The 15,537-nt window shown below is 70.6% G+C and carries 8 protein-coding genes and 1 pseudogene; all 9 read right to left on the reverse strand.

Annotated elements, in window-relative coordinates; genetic code table 11:
* Positions 1-209: 209 nt before the first annotated feature.
* Positions 210-2,300, reverse strand: coding sequence for a hypothetical protein (locus ABZ078_RS39440; protein ID WP_356583362.1), 2,091 nt, complete (start codon positions 2,298-2,300; stop codon positions 210-212).
* A 146-nt stretch (positions 2,301-2,446) separates the two neighbouring features.
* The gene (locus ABZ078_RS39445) at positions 2,447-3,946 is read right to left on the reverse strand and encodes a bifunctional cytidylyltransferase/SDR family oxidoreductase (protein WP_356583356.1); all 1,500 of its coding nucleotides are present in this window, start codon (positions 3,944-3,946) and stop codon (positions 2,447-2,449) included.
* A 644-nt stretch (positions 3,947-4,590) separates the two neighbouring features.
* Entirely contained in the window at positions 4,591-6,150 is a 1,560-nt protein-coding gene (locus tag ABZ078_RS39450; protein WP_356583357.1) for an alkaline phosphatase D family protein, read from the reverse strand.
* 167 nt (positions 6,151-6,317) lie between these two features.
* On the reverse strand, positions 6,318-7,802 hold the full coding sequence (locus ABZ078_RS39455) for an FG-GAP-like repeat-containing protein (protein WP_356583358.1): 1,485 nt from the start codon (positions 7,800-7,802) through the stop codon (positions 6,318-6,320).
* A 46-nt stretch (positions 7,803-7,848) separates the two neighbouring features.
* Positions 7,849-9,348 (reverse strand): FG-GAP and VCBS repeat-containing protein, encoded by a 1,500-nt coding sequence (locus tag ABZ078_RS39460; RefSeq protein WP_356583359.1) that lies wholly within the window; start codon positions 9,346-9,348, stop codon positions 7,849-7,851.
* A 272-nt stretch (positions 9,349-9,620) separates the two neighbouring features.
* Positions 9,621-11,066 (reverse strand): GTPase ObgE, encoded by a 1,446-nt coding sequence (obgE, locus tag ABZ078_RS39465; protein WP_356583360.1) that lies wholly within the window; start codon positions 11,064-11,066, stop codon positions 9,621-9,623.
* A 128-nt stretch (positions 11,067-11,194) separates the two neighbouring features.
* Entirely contained in the window at positions 11,195-11,449 is a 255-nt protein-coding gene (gene rpmA, locus ABZ078_RS39470) for a 50S ribosomal protein L27 (RefSeq protein WP_004988181.1), read from the reverse strand.
* Positions 11,450-11,463: 14 nt separating this feature from the next.
* Entirely contained in the window at positions 11,464-11,784 is a 321-nt protein-coding gene (gene rplU, locus ABZ078_RS39475) for a 50S ribosomal protein L21 (protein ID WP_003990208.1), read from the reverse strand.
* A 237-nt stretch (positions 11,785-12,021) separates the two neighbouring features.
* Positions 12,022-15,429, reverse strand: a pseudogene (locus tag ABZ078_RS39480) (Rne/Rng family ribonuclease); the annotation flags it as partial.
* Positions 15,430-15,537 lie beyond the last annotated feature (108 nt).

Here is a 15,537-nt window from a genome sequence, read left to right on the forward strand (position 1 = left end):
AATGGGATATTCCCCCCGTATCGCCTCATTCGCTACCTGGTAGACGGCTGGGCACCGCAAGCGGTTGCCTCACCACCCGGGTTTAGTGACTCAGAACACATGACGAGCTGACATGGGCTCACGCTATTCGGGAAACGTAAGAGGCCCACCAGAAAACGAAGCGGCCCCCGAGGATCGTTCCTCGGGGGCCGCTTCGTCGGCTTCGCAGGTCAGGCCGTCACATCGTCGCCTGTCGCGGCCACCCGCTGCCCGGGCACGGTCGCGGGCACGGCCTCGGCGGCTCCGGCCGCCGCCCGTGACTCCTGGCCGACGTTGCGCGTCTCGGCCTTGATCGCGAGGTTCGCCACCGCGGTGTTGAACTGGTCGATGGAGGTGGGCTCGTCCGGGCCGAGCAGGTACCGCTTGAGGTCCTTGCGGTCCTCGGCCAGCGGGTCCGCCGCCGGGTCGCGTACGGCGTCCAGGAGCGCGTCCAGTTCGGCCGCGCTGTTGGACAGGATCGTCGCGGCGCGCACGGCCGTGTTCTGCCGCTTGAACTCCTCCACGCCCACCTCGGCGGAGTCCGTGACGGCGTACGGCTTGCCGCTGGCGATGAAGTCGGAGACCACGCTGGAGATGTCGGAGACCATCGCGTCGGAGACGTTGAAGCAGTCGTACAGGCGCGGCTCGGCGCCCGTGATGACGCGGTGCTCGTGGCTGCCGAAGGAACGCCAGTACGCGCTGTTCCACTCGGCGCGCAGCCGCGCGATCTCCTCGTGCCTGGCGACGTCCACCAGCCCGTCACGGGTGGCCTCGGCCTCGTCGCCCTTGGCGGTGCCCTTGCCGGACAGCTCGGCGAGGCGGGCCTCGATGCGGGTGAGTTCCGCCTTGGCGGCGGCCTGCGCGGCGGTGTCGGCCTCGAAGCGCGGGTCGGTGGCGCGCTCCGCGCCGGCCTGCTGGACCAGCGCGATGATCCGCTGGTTGGCGGCCTTGGCCTCGGCGCTGACGGTGCCGGTGAAGGGGTGCGGCTTGTACAGGACGCGGACCGGCGGATCGGCCCGCACCAGCTTCTTCACGATGTTCTCGCCGGCGAGGACGATCGAGGTGTTGCCGGGGTTGCCGTCCCAGCCCTCCCAGGTGGGGGCGTAGAGCACGGTCGGGCAGCGTCCGTCAGCGGCTCCGCCGCGGGGTCCGTCCGGCACACCCTGCCAGGTCTGGATCGGCGCGAGCTGCGGGCGGCCGACCTCGACGATGTCGTCGTCGCGGACGCCGACGTCGGCTATGGCGTAGCGGTCGCGGCCCGCGCGCCCGGCGGTCCACACCTCGTCGTAGACCTTGCTGAACGGGTTGACGCTGGCCAGCTTGTCGCTGTCGCCGTGGCCGATGAAGACGTGCTTCATGGTGGGCACGCGCAGCAGGTGGATGTTCTTGCCGACGTTGGCCGCGTACAGGGCGACGCGTACGTGGGACAGGTCCAGGTTCATCAGGTGCACCCCTCCGGGCACGCAGATGACGGGGACCGTGGTGGGCGCCAGGTTGTTCAGGATGACGCGCTCGCGCAGGATGATCAGCGGCTTGGAGTCGAGCTGCTCCATGGTCTCCAGCCACATGTTGACCTGGTACGCGGAGTCCTTGGAGCCGGAGAAGTACAGCACCGTCTCGGGCCGGTACTCGGCCAGCCAGTCGTCGACGGCGGCCAGGACCTTCTCCGCGTTCGGCGGGATCTTCCGGCCGCGGACGTACGGGACGAGCGCGACCACGTACAGGCAGCCCAGGCCCACCGTGATGCCGATGCCGACGAAGCCGACGACGGCCGACTCCACGGACGCCGCGACCAGGATGCCGGCGACGGCCGCCAGGTCGAGGTGCAGCATCTTCTCCGCGGAGCGGTGCAGCAGACCGCGCGGCGGGGCGTCCGGGATGCGGATCCGGGAGGCGAGGTCGACGTTGCGGGTGGCGACCGGCATACGGCGGCGCTTGCGGATCAGGGTGACCAGCGCGCCGTGCGGGGCCTGGAGGCCGTAGAAGGCGATGAAGCAGGCGATGGCCCCGTAGTAGATCAGGTTGTCCGCGAGGCCGAGCCGGGCCAGCAGCAGGATCAGCAGGAGCTGCCGGATCAGGAAGCGGATCGACAGACCGGCCCGGACCTTGCTCAGGCGGTTGACCAGATAGCTGCCCTTGCGGTGCAGATAGTGGTCCGCCAGGTACGTCACGGCGGCCGCGGCCGCGAAGGCGGGAACGCTCGGGACGAGCGCGGCCAGCATGAGTGCCGGGAAGCCCAGCATCATGAAGGCCGCCGCGGCCAGCTCGGCCGCGCTGCCCACCCGGGCGACGCGAATAGCGGTGGATATCACGAAGAACCTGCTCAGGGGAGGGGCCGGTCTGAAGGGGGAAGGACTCAGGCCCCTGTGAATTCTTCGTGAACGAAGAATCGCAGAGGCCTGAATGCCATAAGGCTATTGACTGTTGATTATGCCACGCCGTCCTGGCGGTCCAGGACACTGGCCAGCGCCTGCTCGAAGCCGGACGCCTTTCCGGCGGCCGCCGTCGGGTCCTGCTGGCGGACGTCGATGACATGACCGGTGAGCTCGGACAGCAGCACGTCGAGGGACGTGCGGGCGACGGCCTCGGAGGAGAGCAGGCTGCCCGCGGGCTCCTGGCCGAAAGCCTTGGTGCGCATCGGGGTGGCGGTGCGCTCCGGGTTGATGCAGTTGACGCGGATGCCGTCGCCGGCCCACTCGTCGGACAGGGCCTGGGTGAGGTTCACCATGGCGGCCTTGGTCGAGGAGTACAGGCTGTACTCGGCGCGACCGCGGGTGTAGCTGCTGGAGGTGTACAGCAGCAACTGGCCCTTGGTCTCGGACAGGTACTTGTACGAGGAGCGCGCGATCTGCACCGGGGCGAGGTAGTTGACCTTCAGCGCCTCCTCGATGGTGGCGTTGTCGGTCTCGGCGAGCTTGCCTATGCGCAGCACGCCCGCGGTGTTGACCACGTAGTCGATGCGGCCGGTCTCGGCGTACGCCTTGGACAGCGCGTCGTCGACCTCCTCCGGGTTCTCGACGTGCGTGCCGGTGGTGGAGCGGCCCAGCGCGTACACCTTGGCGCCGTAGGACTCGGCGAGTTCGGCGATGTCCTTGCCGATGCCGTAACTGCCGCCGAAGACGACGATCGTCCTGCCGGTCAGCAGCTGGCGGTACGCCTCCTCGCTCACCTGCTCGGGAGCGGCGGTGGAGGCGAGCTGGAACAGCTTGTCGGCGATGAAGACGTCGACGGGCTGCGTGACCTTCATGTTGTACTCGTCACCCGCGACGACGTGGATCGGCACGTCCGGCAGGTACTTGAGCACCACCGAGCAGTCGTCCGTGGCCTGGAAGTTGGGGTCGCCGGCGGCGACCTCGTAGGCCCGCTTGATCGTGGACAGCTTGAAGGCCTGCGGGGTCTGGCCGCGGCGCAGGCGGGAGCGGTCCGGGATCTCGGTGATGAACTCGCCGTCCTCGCCGTGGGTGCGCGTGACGATGATGGTGTCCGCGGACGGGATGGCGACGTCGACGGCCTGGTAGCGCTCCAGCGCCACGACGCAGTCGTCGATGACGCGCTGCGACAGCAGGGGGCGTACGGCGTCGTGGAACAGGACGTTCAGGTCCTCGCCCTCGGCCAGGCCCTCGCCGAGCGCCTCGATGGCGCGCTCGGTGGTCTCGTTCCGGGTCGAGCCGCCCTCGATGATCTTCTTGACCTTCGTGAACCCGGCCTTGGCGACGATCTTCTCGACGTCCGGCACATAGCCGGGGGCCATCAGCACGATGATGTCGTCGATCGAGTCGGCCTTCTCGAAGGTGGTCAGGGTGTGCTCGATGACTGCCTTGCCGGCGATCTTCAGCAACTGCTTGGGGATCGACAGACCCACGCGCTGACCGGTACCGCCGGCCAGGATCACTGCGGTGGTACGGGGCTTGGCTATGTGCTGGGACACAGGTGACCTACCTTGTGGCGACTGGGAACTTGGAAATGGTCCCACTTGTGGTTACCGCAGTGCAAGGTGAGCGACCCCGGCCGCATATGTGCGCGCAACCTGTCATTCACCTTGTACGCATGGTCATTGCCGAGAGGCCCTCCGGAGGCCAGGGCGGAATTGCTGTGAGTAACGGCACAGGTTCGGAGAAGCCGTGACCGCGCACGAGTTCCTTCGACGACGTCTGGTGAACCGTACGCGACTTGGCGGGCGAGCCGTGCTTCTACCCGGTCAACAAAAGACGCATATCACCCAGAATCGGTCCCTTGCGGCGCACGTACGCTCCGTCATCTCCATGCCGCCTCCATGCCGCCTCCATGCCGATCCCGGCGCGGGCGTCGACGCCCCATCACGGAGTACGGATCTTCACGCCGCCGGGACCATGGGGGCACGTGTTCTTCATATACGCCACCGTGCCGTTCCGGACGAGCCGTGAATAGAGCTCCGCGGGCAGTTCATTGGCGCGGAATTCCTTATTAAGATTCCGCAGCATTTCGGTCTCGGCGAGGGCGAGCGAGCGATTCACGGCGTCCGAAAGCCGAGAGCACGCGAGAGGGGCCCGGGACGTGGTTGAGTCCCGGGCCCCTCGACGGACGTGACCGGAGTTACACGACCTCCACGCCCGGCCGGCCCGCCTCGACCCGCAGCCGCGCCAGCGTGCTCGGCGTCGCCGTGGGCTGCCTGACCGTGTCCACGATCCTCACCTGAGCGTCGATGCCGTCGCGCCGGATGTCGAAGAGGTGGTAGCCGCGGTGGGCGTCGAGCAGCTTCCAGTGCGGGTTGTCCGGAACGCGCGGGTCCCACTCCCGGTGGAAGGCGTCCTGGTCCTGGTCGCCGTTGCTGGAGATGGACGTCCCCACGAACTCGGCGCCCACGACCGCGGAGTCCGGGTCGGCGTAGTCCTCCTTGAGGTCGTTGATCATCGTCAGGTGACGGTCGCCGGTGAACACGACCGGGTTGCGGACGTGCTTGAACTCCTCCATGAGGGCGTTGCGTTCGGCCTGGTAGCCGTCCCAGGCGTCGTAGTACCAGAGCTTGCCCTCGCCGACCTTGAGGTCGGTCTCGCCCATCATGATCTGCGAGCCGATCATGTTCCAGCGGGCCGGCGAGCGCCTCAGCCCGTCGAGCAGCCACCGCTTCTGCTCCGCGCCGAGCATCGTGAGCGAGGGGTCCTGGGCGCCTTCCTGGCTGGTGGCCTGGTCGCTGCGGTACTGCCGGGTGTCCAGGACGCTGAGCCGGGCCAGGCGGCCGAACTCCAGGCGCCGGTACATCTGGATGTGCGGGCCGTTCGGGATGGCGCTCGCCCGGACCGGCATGTGCTCGTAGAACGCCTGGTAGGCCGCGGTCAGGCGGGCCACGAACGCGTCGTGCGGCTGCTTGTCGGGGTCCTGCGGTATCTCGCCGGCGAAGTCGTTGTCGACCTCGTGGTCGTCGAAGGTGACCACCCAGGGCGCGCCCGCGTGCATCGCAGCGAGATCCGGGTCGGTGCGGTACTGGGCGTACCGGTTGCGGTACTGGACCAGCGTGAACGGCTCGCCCTTGCCCTCGTGCCGGCGCAGCGCCGTCGCCGAGGGCGTGGACTCGTAGATGTAGTCGCCGACGAACAGGACGACGTCGGGGTCCTGGGCCAGCATGTCGGCGTACGGCGTGAAGTAGCCGTGCTGCCAGTTCTGGCAGGAGGCCAGCGCCATGCGCAGCCGCCCGCCGGAGCTGTGCGGGTGGGGCGCGGTACGGGTGCGGCCGAGGGGCGAGATCTGGCCGCCGGCGCGGAAGCGGTACCAGTACGTACGGCCCGGGCGCAGCCGCCGTACGTCCACGTGGACGCTGTGCCCCAGTTCGGGGCGGGCCTGGGCGACGCCCCGGCGCACCGGCTTTCTGAACCGTTCGTCCTCGGCGATCTCCCACTCGACCGAGACGGCGGCATCGGGCATGCCGCCGCCGTTCAGCGGGTCCGGGGCAAGCCTCGTCCACAGCACGATGCCGTCGGGCAGCGGGTCGCCCGAGGCGACGCCGAGGCTGAACACACCGTCGGGCAGTGGCGTTTCGGCGGCTCGTGCGGCCGTGGGCAGCCACAACTGGGCGGAAGCCGCGGCGCCGAGCACCGCGGCTCCGGCGGTCAGAAAGCGGCGTCGGTCGGGGGACACGGACCCGAACGCTCCGGTCATCGGCGAACTCCCTTGCCTCGCTGGCCTCTTGGACACTTCGGATGCTCACGCTTGCGGGCGGACCGCCCGTTGAACGGCATACTTCGCGTGCATGACAAACAGGGAGACATCAGAAAACCCGCTGTGGCACGGGAACGTGCCCTTGCCGCAACGGGTCTGTCGGTGGATCAGTAGTTGAACCCGGAGCCCAGCTTCGCGTCGGCCGCGACCGTGCCGAGCGTTCCGGCGCCGAAGGTGACCGAGCCGGTCGGGGTGATCCCGGCCGAGGTGGACCGGAACACCCACACCGACCCGGCGTTCGCGTTTTCGCCCGGTGCGCCGACGACGAGTTCGGCGCGGCCGTCGCCGTTGCCGTCGACGAGGTGGGTGGTGGCGCCGAAGACATCGCCGGTCTCCGCCGTGCCCGGCACGCCCGCGGTGTCCTGGTTGACCCCCTGCGCCCTGGTGCCGGTCAGCCCGCCCGCGCCGCCGCGCAGCACGACGACGCCGCCGGCCCCGCTCAGCCCGTCGAAGTCCTCGCCGGGGACGCCCGTCGAGACATCGGCGTACCCGTCGCCGTCGACGTCGGCGACCGACACGTCCGAGCCGAAGCCGTCCATGCGCTCGGCGGCGCCCGGCACCCCGGCGCTGTCCTGGTTGACGTACATCGCCTTGGTGCCGTCGGGGCCGTTCCCGGTACCCGGGACGAAGGCGACCCGGCCGCCCTCGGGGATCGGGGTGTCCGCGTCGCTGTCGTAGCCGTCCACGGGGCGGCCCACGACGATGTCCGCGTACCCGTCGCCGTTCACGTCGCCCAGGTCGAGGGACTCGCCGCCCTGGAGCCGCCGACCCTGGCTGTCCCTGAGCACGACCTTCTCGGCGAGCCCGTCCGGCGTGCCCCGCCAGTACGTGATCCGGCGGGCGTCGTACTCGTCGCCGTCGTTCATGGTGGCGACGACGTCGTCCACACCGTCACCGTTCACGTCGCCGGTGCCCAGATCCCGGAAGCGGGGGTCGGAGTCGTCGAAGACGACCTGCTCGCCGCCCTCGGCGGAACCGTCGCGGCCGAACGGCCCCTTGACGACGCGCAGCTCGGCGTAGCTCTCCACCACGACCAGGTCCGACGCCCCGTCACCGTTCACGTCGCCGACGGTCAGCTGCCCCCGGGCGCTGAGCCGGTCGTAGGTGTCGTGCCCGTACGCGAGCGGCGCCCCGCCCGACAGCCCGTTCGCCCCGCCCCACAGCACCTGCACGAGGCCGGTCTCGGCGCCCCCTTCGACCGAGTCCTCGCCGGTGACGCCGACGACCAGGTCCGCGTACCCGTCCTGGTCGAGGTCGGCACTGCTCACCGCGCTGCCGAACCGGTCGTCGGTCTCGGCGGAGTCGGTGACGCCGGCGGTGTTCTGACTGACGACCTGCTTGGAGGCGACGTCGAGCCCGCTCGCCGACCCGTACACCACGGCGACGTAACCGGCCCGCACCTTGCCGTCGACGGTCGCCTCGGGCGCGGCGACGGCCAGGTCGGAGTAGCCGTCGCCGTTGAAGTCGTCCTCGCGTTCGGCGCTGACCGAGGGAGTCTCGGCCACGGCGTGCGCCGCCGGGAGCGCAACGGCGCCGGTGGCGGCCATGACGACGGCGAGGCCCATGCGCAAGGTGCCACGGTGCTTGTTCATGTCGCTCTCTCCTGTGTCGCGTTCGTACGCGGTCGTGGGGGCGCCGTCAGTCGGCTGTCGGGGATCCGAAACGTGCCCCGGTCACGGTCAGGCCCATGGTGGCCGGGCCGAACGAGAAGGAATGGGCCGCGGTGACACCGCTGGAGGTGGCGGAGAAGACCCACGCGGACCCCATGGTGAAGTTCTCGGCCGGGGCACCGACGACCAGGCCGTCCTTCCTGTCACCGTTGCCGTCGACGAGGGCGGTCTCCTGGCCGAAACGGTCCTGCGCTTCGGCGGTGCCGGGCACCCCGCTGGTGTTCTGGCTGAACGACTTGTACCCGGTGGCGGTCAGGCCGTTCGCGCTGCCGCGCAGCACGAGCACGGTGCCGGCGTCGGTGATGCCGTCGAAGTCCTCGCCGGGCAGGCCGGTCGCCACGTCGAGGTAGCCGTCGCCGTTGGTGTCACCGATGGACAGACCCGAGCCCAGTCCGTCACCGTGCTCGCCGGCGCCCGGTACACCGGCGGTGTCCTGGTTGATCCACACCGGCTCGCGCGTGCTGGAGACGCCGCCGGTACCGCCGTAGACGACGGCCAACGCGCCGCCCTTCGTGGGCAGTTCGACGTCGCTGTCGTAGCTGTCGTTCGAGTGGCCGACGACGATGTCGCCGTACCCGTCCTTGTTCAGGTCGCCGATCCTCGCGTCCTCGCCGCCGATGATCCTGCCCTGGGCGTCCTTGAGACTGCCCTTGTAGGTGAGGCCGTCGCGGCCACCGAGCAGCAGGGACACCGCCCGCGAGTCCGGCTCCTCCTGGGAGGACGTGCGCACGGCGAGGTCGGCGATGCCGTCGCCGTTCACATCACCGGCCGTCACCGAGTGGTGCGACGACTGCTCGACGGGGCCGATGCCGAAGGTGTCCTTCTTCGCGGGACTGCCGGTGCGGGTGAACGGGCCGTGCCAGACCCGGCCGGGCGCTTCGCTCTCCGGCCTGTCGTCGCTCACCATCACGACATCCGGTCGCTTGTCGCCGTCTACGTCCCCGACGGTGAACCGGCCGCCCCAGTCGTAACCGGTGCTCCACGTCAGTTGCGTCGGCGTGGCCGACAGGCCCTTCGGGCCGCCCCAGTTGACGACGAGCGCGAATCCGTGGTCGAGGTACGGCTTCTCCGACTCGGCGGTCGACAACAGGTCCGCGTATCCGTCCCCGTCCAGGTCCGCGCTCGCCAACTGCGCGCCGTAGTAGCCCTCGTTCGTACGGTTGGGCCAGGTCAGCACCTGCTTGCGCGAGGTCGACAAACCGCTGGAGGAGCCGTACAGCACACTGATCGCACCGCGCAGGGGCGCCCCGCCCACCGCGGTGGACGGGGCGCCGATCGCCACATCGGGATATCCGTCCCCGTTGAAGTCGTCGTGCAGCCGCTTGCCGCTCGGCGTGGCGGCCGTGGCCTCCGTGGCGGCGTTGACGGCGGGGGCCACCAGCGCACCGGCGACGAGCGCCACGCCGGTGGCGAGACCAAGGCGTCTGCGGCGGGACAGGCGGGTGCGGCGGTGGGAACGCGAGGGCACGGCAACTCCGGCAGTCGGAACGGCGGTTGGAGTGCGCGGCAAGGACCAAGATCCTCATCTGCGCCGCTCAGTACGACTCACCGGGATGCCGTGGGGTTGCCCTGAGATACGCCGCGATTTTTCCGGCCGTTCACCGATCCGGCCACGGCCGGGGCGGGCACGGCCGGGGCGGGCACGGAAACGCCGGGGCACCTTTCAGCACCCCGGCGTTCTCAGAACCGGTCCTCTCGGAACCGGTCCTCCCAGAACCGGTCCTCTCGGAACCGGCTCTCTCAGAACGGCTCGAAGTCGTCGAACTCCCGAGCCGCCTCGTCCCGTTCCGCCTGCTTGTCGCGCCGCCGCTGCGCCGCGGGCCGCGGCGCCTCGAAGCGGTGGTCCTCACCACGCCGCCCGAGCATCTCCGCCCCGGCCGTCACGGTCGGCTCCCAGTCGAAGACGACGGCGTTCTCCTCGGGCCCGATGGCGACGCCGTCACCGGACCGGGCCCCGGCCTTCATCAACTCCTCTTCCACACCAAGGCGGTTGAGCCGGTCCGCGAGATACCCCACGGCCTCGTCGTTGTTGAAGTCGGTCTGCCGCACCCAGCGCTCGGGCTTCTCCCCGCGCACCCGGAACAGCGGCTCGCCGCCGACCTCCTCGCGCGTCACGGTGAACCCGGCGTCGTCCACGGCCTTCGGCCGGATCACGATCCGCGTCGCCTCTTCCTTCGGCTTCGCGGCCCGCGCCCTGCCCACCAGCTCGGCCAGCGCGAACGACAGCTCCCTCAGCCCCATGTGCGCCACCGCCGACACCTCGAAGACCTGGTATCCGCGGGCCTCCAGGTCCGGCCGCACCATCTCGGCGAGGTCCTTGCCATCCGGTACGTCGATCTTGTTCAGGACGACGATCCGCGGCCGGTTGTCGAGACCGCCGTACTCCCGCAGCTCCGCCTCGATGATGTCCAGGTCGGAGACGGGGTCGCGGTCGGACTCCAGCGTCGCGGTGTCCAGGACGTGCACCAGCACGCTGCACCGCTCGACGTGCCGCAGGAACTCCAGGCCCAGGCCCTTGCCCTGGCTGGCGCCCGGGATGAGCCCGGGGACGTCGGCGATGGTGTACACGGTCGAACCGGCGGTCACCACACCGAGGTTCGGCACGAGCGTCGTGAAGGGGTAGTCCGCGATCTTCGGCTTCGCGGCGCTCAGCACGGAGATCAGCGAGGACTTGCCGGCGCTCGGGTACCCGACCAGCGCCACGTCGGCGACCGTCTTCAGCTCCAGGACGATGTCCTGCAGGTCTCCCGGCTCACCGAGCAGCGCGAACCCGGGCGCCTTGCGCCGCGCGGAGGCCAGCGCCGCGTTGCCGAGCCCGCCGCGGCCGCCCTGCGCGGCGACGTACGAGGTGCCGTGCCCGACCAGGTCGGCGAGCACGTTGCCGGCCTTGTCGAGGACGACGGTGCCGTCCGGCACGGGAAGGACCAGGTCCTGCCCGTCCTTCCCGGACCGGTTGCCGCCCTCGCCGGGCTTGCCGTTGGTGGCCTTGCGGTGCGGGGAGTGGTGGTAGTCGAGCAGCGTGGTGACCGACTGGTCGACGGTGAGGATCACGTCCCCGCCGCGCCCGCCGTTGCCGCCGTCGGGTCCGCCGAGCGGCTTGAACTTCTCACGGTGGACGGAGGCACAGCCGTGGCCTCCGTTACCCGCGGCGACATGCAGTTCGACGCGGTCCACGAAGGTGGTCATGGTGGGGTGCCTCCAGCACTGGAAAGTTTCGTACGGCTTTGTCTTCTGCGTAACACGCGAAAGGCGGACCCGCCTTCCCGACCGGGAAGTGAGGTCCGCCTCGCGAAACGTTCGGTCTACGCCCTGTTTCAGGCGACCGGAACGATGTTCACGACCTTGCGGCCACGGCTGGTGCCGAACTCCACCGCACCGGCCTGCAGCGCGAACAGCGTGTCGTCGCCGCCACGGCCGACGCCCGCACCGGGGTGGAAGTGGGTGCCGCGCTGACGGACCAGGATCTCACCCGCGCTCACGACCTGACCGCCGAAGCGCTTCACGCCGAGCCGCTGGGCGTTCGAGTCGCGACCGTTCCGGGTGGACGATGCGCCCTTCTTGTGTGCCATCTGTTCTCAGTCCCTTACTTCGCAGCCGTGGGGATCTCAGTGACCTTGATCGCCGTGTACTGCTGGCGGTGGCCCTGACGACGACGGTAGCCGGTCTTGTTCTTGTAGCGCAGAATGTCGATCTTCTGGCCCTTGTGGTGGTCCACGACCTCGGCCTGGACCTTGATGCCGGCCAGCACCCACGGGTCACTGGTCACAGCGTCGCCGTCGACAACGAGCAGGGTCGAGAGCTCGACCGTGTCGCCAACCTTGGCGGTGGAAATCTTGTCAACCTCAACGATGTCGCCGACAGCAACCTTGTGCTGGCGACCACCGCTGCGCACGATGGCGTACACGCGGATCTCACTCTCTCGCTCGGGAACGGCACCCCCGCAGTCCAGCCGTCCGACACGCGGGCAGCCTCTCCGGAACACCCGGTGCTCCGGAGGAAGAGGTTTACGGGGATGTGACGCGTCCTATATCCGTGGACACGCCGACGGTCAAGGTTACGGGGCCGTGGCCGAGGGGGTCAAACCGGGCCGGGCCCCAGAGCTGTGCGGCCGATCACGTCGACCGGCCGCACAGCTCGGTGCTCAGCTCTCGTCGGTGGCGGCCGAGACCGTGGTCTTCTTCGCCGTCGACTTGGCCGCGGCCGTCTTGGCGGTCTTCGCCGCCTTCTTGGCCGTCGTCTTCTTCGCGGCCGTCTTCTTGGCCGCGGTCTTCTTGGTGGCGGCCTTCTTCGCCGTGGCCTTCTTGGCCGTCTTGCGGGCCGCCGTCTTCTTGGCCGGAGCCGCCTCCTCGACGCCCTCCTCCGCGGCCGGGGCCTCCCCCACGGGGGCGGGCTCCTGCGCGGCGGTGGCCTCCGGCTGCGTCTCCGCGGCCGGGACGACCACGACGGCCGCCTCCTCGGACGCGGTCGGCGCGGTGGCCTTGCGCACGGCACGACGCCGCGGGCGGGCCGGAGCGGCGCTCTCGGCGACCGCCTCGGCCGGAGCCTGCTCCGCCGGAACCTCCGCCGGGGCCTGCGCCACCGGCTCGGGCGCCGTGGACGCCGACTCGGCGACCGTCACCACGGCGGCCTCGGCCCCCGCGGGCGACCCGGCGGGCGCCGTCGCCTTGCGGGTCGCGCGACGCCGCGTACGGCCCTTGGGGGCGGCCTCCTCGGCGGCCGGAGCGGTGGCCGGGGCCTGGGCGGCCGGAGCCTGCGGGGCCGGCGTCTCGACGACCGCGTCCTCCACGGCCGCCGGCTCGGCCTTCGCCTCGGCGGCCGACTCCGGCTGCACCGGACGAGCGACCTCCTCCTCGACGGTCACGTCCTGAGCCGTGGCAACCGACTCGGGCTTGCGCGGCGCACCCGCCGGAGCGGACACGCGCCGACCGCCTCGACGCCGTGAACGACCGCCCCGCGCGGCCGCGGCCTCCGCCTCGGCGACGCTGCTGTACAGCTCCTCGTCCGGCGCGAAGGCAGGCTCGGGCAGCGCGGCGGGCTCGGCGACCTCGGCGGCGACCTCGATCTCGGTCTCCGCCTCCTCCTCGGCCGTCTCGACCGGCTCGACGGCGACGGACGCCTCGTGGACCTGCTCGGGGCCGGCACCGGCACGCGCGCGCTTCTTGCGCTTGCCGCCGCCACCGACGGCCGTCGGCTGCTCCATGTGCACGATGACACCGCGACCGTTGCAGTGGACGCAGGTCTCGGAGAACGACTCCAGCAGCCCCTGCCCGACCCGCTTGCGGGTCATCTGCACGAGCCCCAGCGAGGTGACCTCGGCGACCTGGTGCTTGGTCCGGTCCCGGCCCAGGCACTCCAGCAGGCGCCGCAGCACCAGGTCCCGGTTGGACTCCAGCACCATGTCGATGAAGTCGATGACGATGATGCCGCCGAGGTCGCGCAGCCGCAGCTGACGGACGATCTCCTCGGCCGCCTCCAGGTTGTTCCTGGTGACCGTCTCTTCGAGGTTGCCGCCCTGACCGGTGAACTTGCCGGTGTTGACGTCGATGACGACCATCGCCTCGGTCCGGTCGATCACCAGCGAACCGCCGCTGGGCAGCCAGACCTTGCGGTCCAGCGCCTTGGCGAGCTGCTCGTCGATCCGGTAGGTGGCGAAGACGTCGACCTCGCTGGTCCACTTCTGCAGCCGCTCGGCGAGGTCCGGCGCGACGTGCGAGACATACCCGTGGACGGTCTCCCAGGCTTCGCCACCGCTGACGATGACCTTGGAGAAGTCCTCGTTGAAGATGTCCCGGACGACCCGGACGGTCATGTCCGGCTCGCCGTACAGCAGCGTCGGCGCGTTGCCGTTCTTGGCCTTCTTCTGGATGTCCTCCCACTGCGCCTGCAACCGCTCGACGTCCCGGCGCAGTTCGTCCTCGCTCGCGCCCTCGGCGGCGGTGCGCACGATGACGCCCGCGTCCTCGGGGACGATCTTCTTGAGGATGGTCTTCAGCCGGGCCCGCTCGGTGTCGGGCAGCTTGCGGCTGATGCCGGTCATGGAGCCCTCGGGGACGTACACGAGGTAACGGCCCGGGAGGGAGACCTGGCTGGTCAGCCGCGCGCCCTTGTGCCCGATGGGGTCCTTGGTGACCTGGACGAGCACGGACTGCCCGGACTTCAGCGCGGACTCGATGCGCCGCGGCCCGTTGGCCATGCCCAGCGCCTCGAAGTTGACCTCACCGGCGTAGAGCACGGCGTTGCGGCCCTTGCCGATGTCGATGAAGGCGGCCTCCATCGACGGCAGCACGTTCTGGACCTTGCCGAGGTAGACGTTGCCGACGTACGAGGTCGACTGCTCCTTGTTGACGTAGTGCTCGACGAGCACGTTGTCCTCCAGGACGCCGATCTGCGTACGGTCGCCGTGCTGCCGGACGACCATGACGCGCTCGACGGCCTCGCGGCGGGCGAGGAACTCGGCCTCGGTGATGATCGGGACACGACGGCGGCCCTGCTCACGGCCTTCGCGGCGGCGCTGCTTCTTCGCCTCGAGGCGCGTGGAGCCCTTGATGGACTGCACCTCGTCGGACGGCTCGGCACCCTTTTCCCGCAGGGGACGGGGCTCGCGGACCTTGACGACGGTGCGCTCCGGGTCGCCCTCGTCGGGCTCGGTGTCGACCGTGGTGTCACCGGCGCGACGACGACGGCGACGACGGCGCCGGCTGCTGGTGGAGGAGGCGGAGCCCTCTTCGCGGGCGTCCTCGCTGTCCTCTTCCTCCTGCTCGGCGGTGCCCTCGGCGTCCTGCTCGGCCTGCGCCGCGGCGAACTCCTCGGTCTCCGCGTCACCGCCCTCGGCGTCGGACTCCGCGGCCTCACCGCGACGACGGCGCCGGCCACCACGCCGACGACGCCGACGCGATCCTGTGTCCTCGGCGTCCTCGCCCTCGGTGACATCCTCGGCGGCCTCTTCGGCCTCCTCGGTCTCGTCCTCGGCGGCGGCCTCGGTGCTCGGGGCCGCGGCGGTCTGGGCCTCGGCCTCCTCGCCGTACGCGCCGCCACGGCGCCGGCGACGCCGCCGTGACGCGCCGGCCTGCTCCTCCGGGAACTCCTCGACGTCCTCGGTCTCCGCCTCTGCGGCGGCCTCGGCGGCGGCCCGCTCGGGCGTCTGGAACTGCGGCTCGGTGAACACGGGCGCCTGGAACAGGGCCACCGCGGGCCGCGCCGGGCGGGGAGCCTCGGGCGCCTCGGAGGCGGCGGACTGAGCGGGCGCGGCGAATCCGGTGGCGGCCCGTCGCACGACCCGACGGCGACGGCGGGGACCGGCTTCCTCGCCGGTCTCGGCGGCGGGTGCCTCGGTGGAGGCGCCGACACCGGTCACGGCGGCGGTCTCCGTGTCGATACCGGGGGTCACGGGGGTCTCCGCGGTGGCCGGCGTCTCGGCAACGGCGGGCGTCTCGGCGACAGCGGCCTCGTCGGACACGGCGGGCTCGGCAGCCTTGGCGGGCTCGGCGGCCGCCGTCACACGCCGCGTGGCACGCCGACGCGTACGACGCGGAGCCGCCTCCTCGGCGCTCTCCGCGGCCTCGCCAGGACCCGGAACGCCTCGCTGATCGCGGCGACTTCGGGCCGGGTGCCGTTCTGGGTGAGGTCGCCGAGGTGGGACAGGAAGACGATGTTCTCC

Origin of the sequence: Streptomyces sp. NPDC006385 (assembly GCF_040612485.1) — a bacterium.
Classification (GTDB): Bacteria; Actinomycetota; Actinomycetes; order Streptomycetales; family Streptomycetaceae; genus Streptomyces.

Excerpts from the sequence above, each read along its gene's own strand:
- ABZ078_RS39455 (WP_356583358.1), bottom strand. The coding sequence starts at position 7,802 with ATGAACAAGCACCGTGGCACCTTGCGCATGGGCCTCGCCGTCGTCATG.
- obgE (WP_356583360.1), bottom strand. The coding sequence starts at position 11,066 with ATGACCACCTTCGTGGACCGCGTCGAACTGCATGTCGCCGCGGGTAAC.
- ABZ078_RS39450 (WP_356583357.1), bottom strand. The coding sequence starts at position 6,150 with ATGACCGGAGCGTTCGGGTCCGTGTCCCCCGACCGACGCCGCTTTCTG.
- rpmA (WP_004988181.1), bottom strand. The coding sequence starts at position 11,449 with ATGGCACACAAGAAGGGCGCATCGTCCACCCGGAACGGTCGCGACTCG.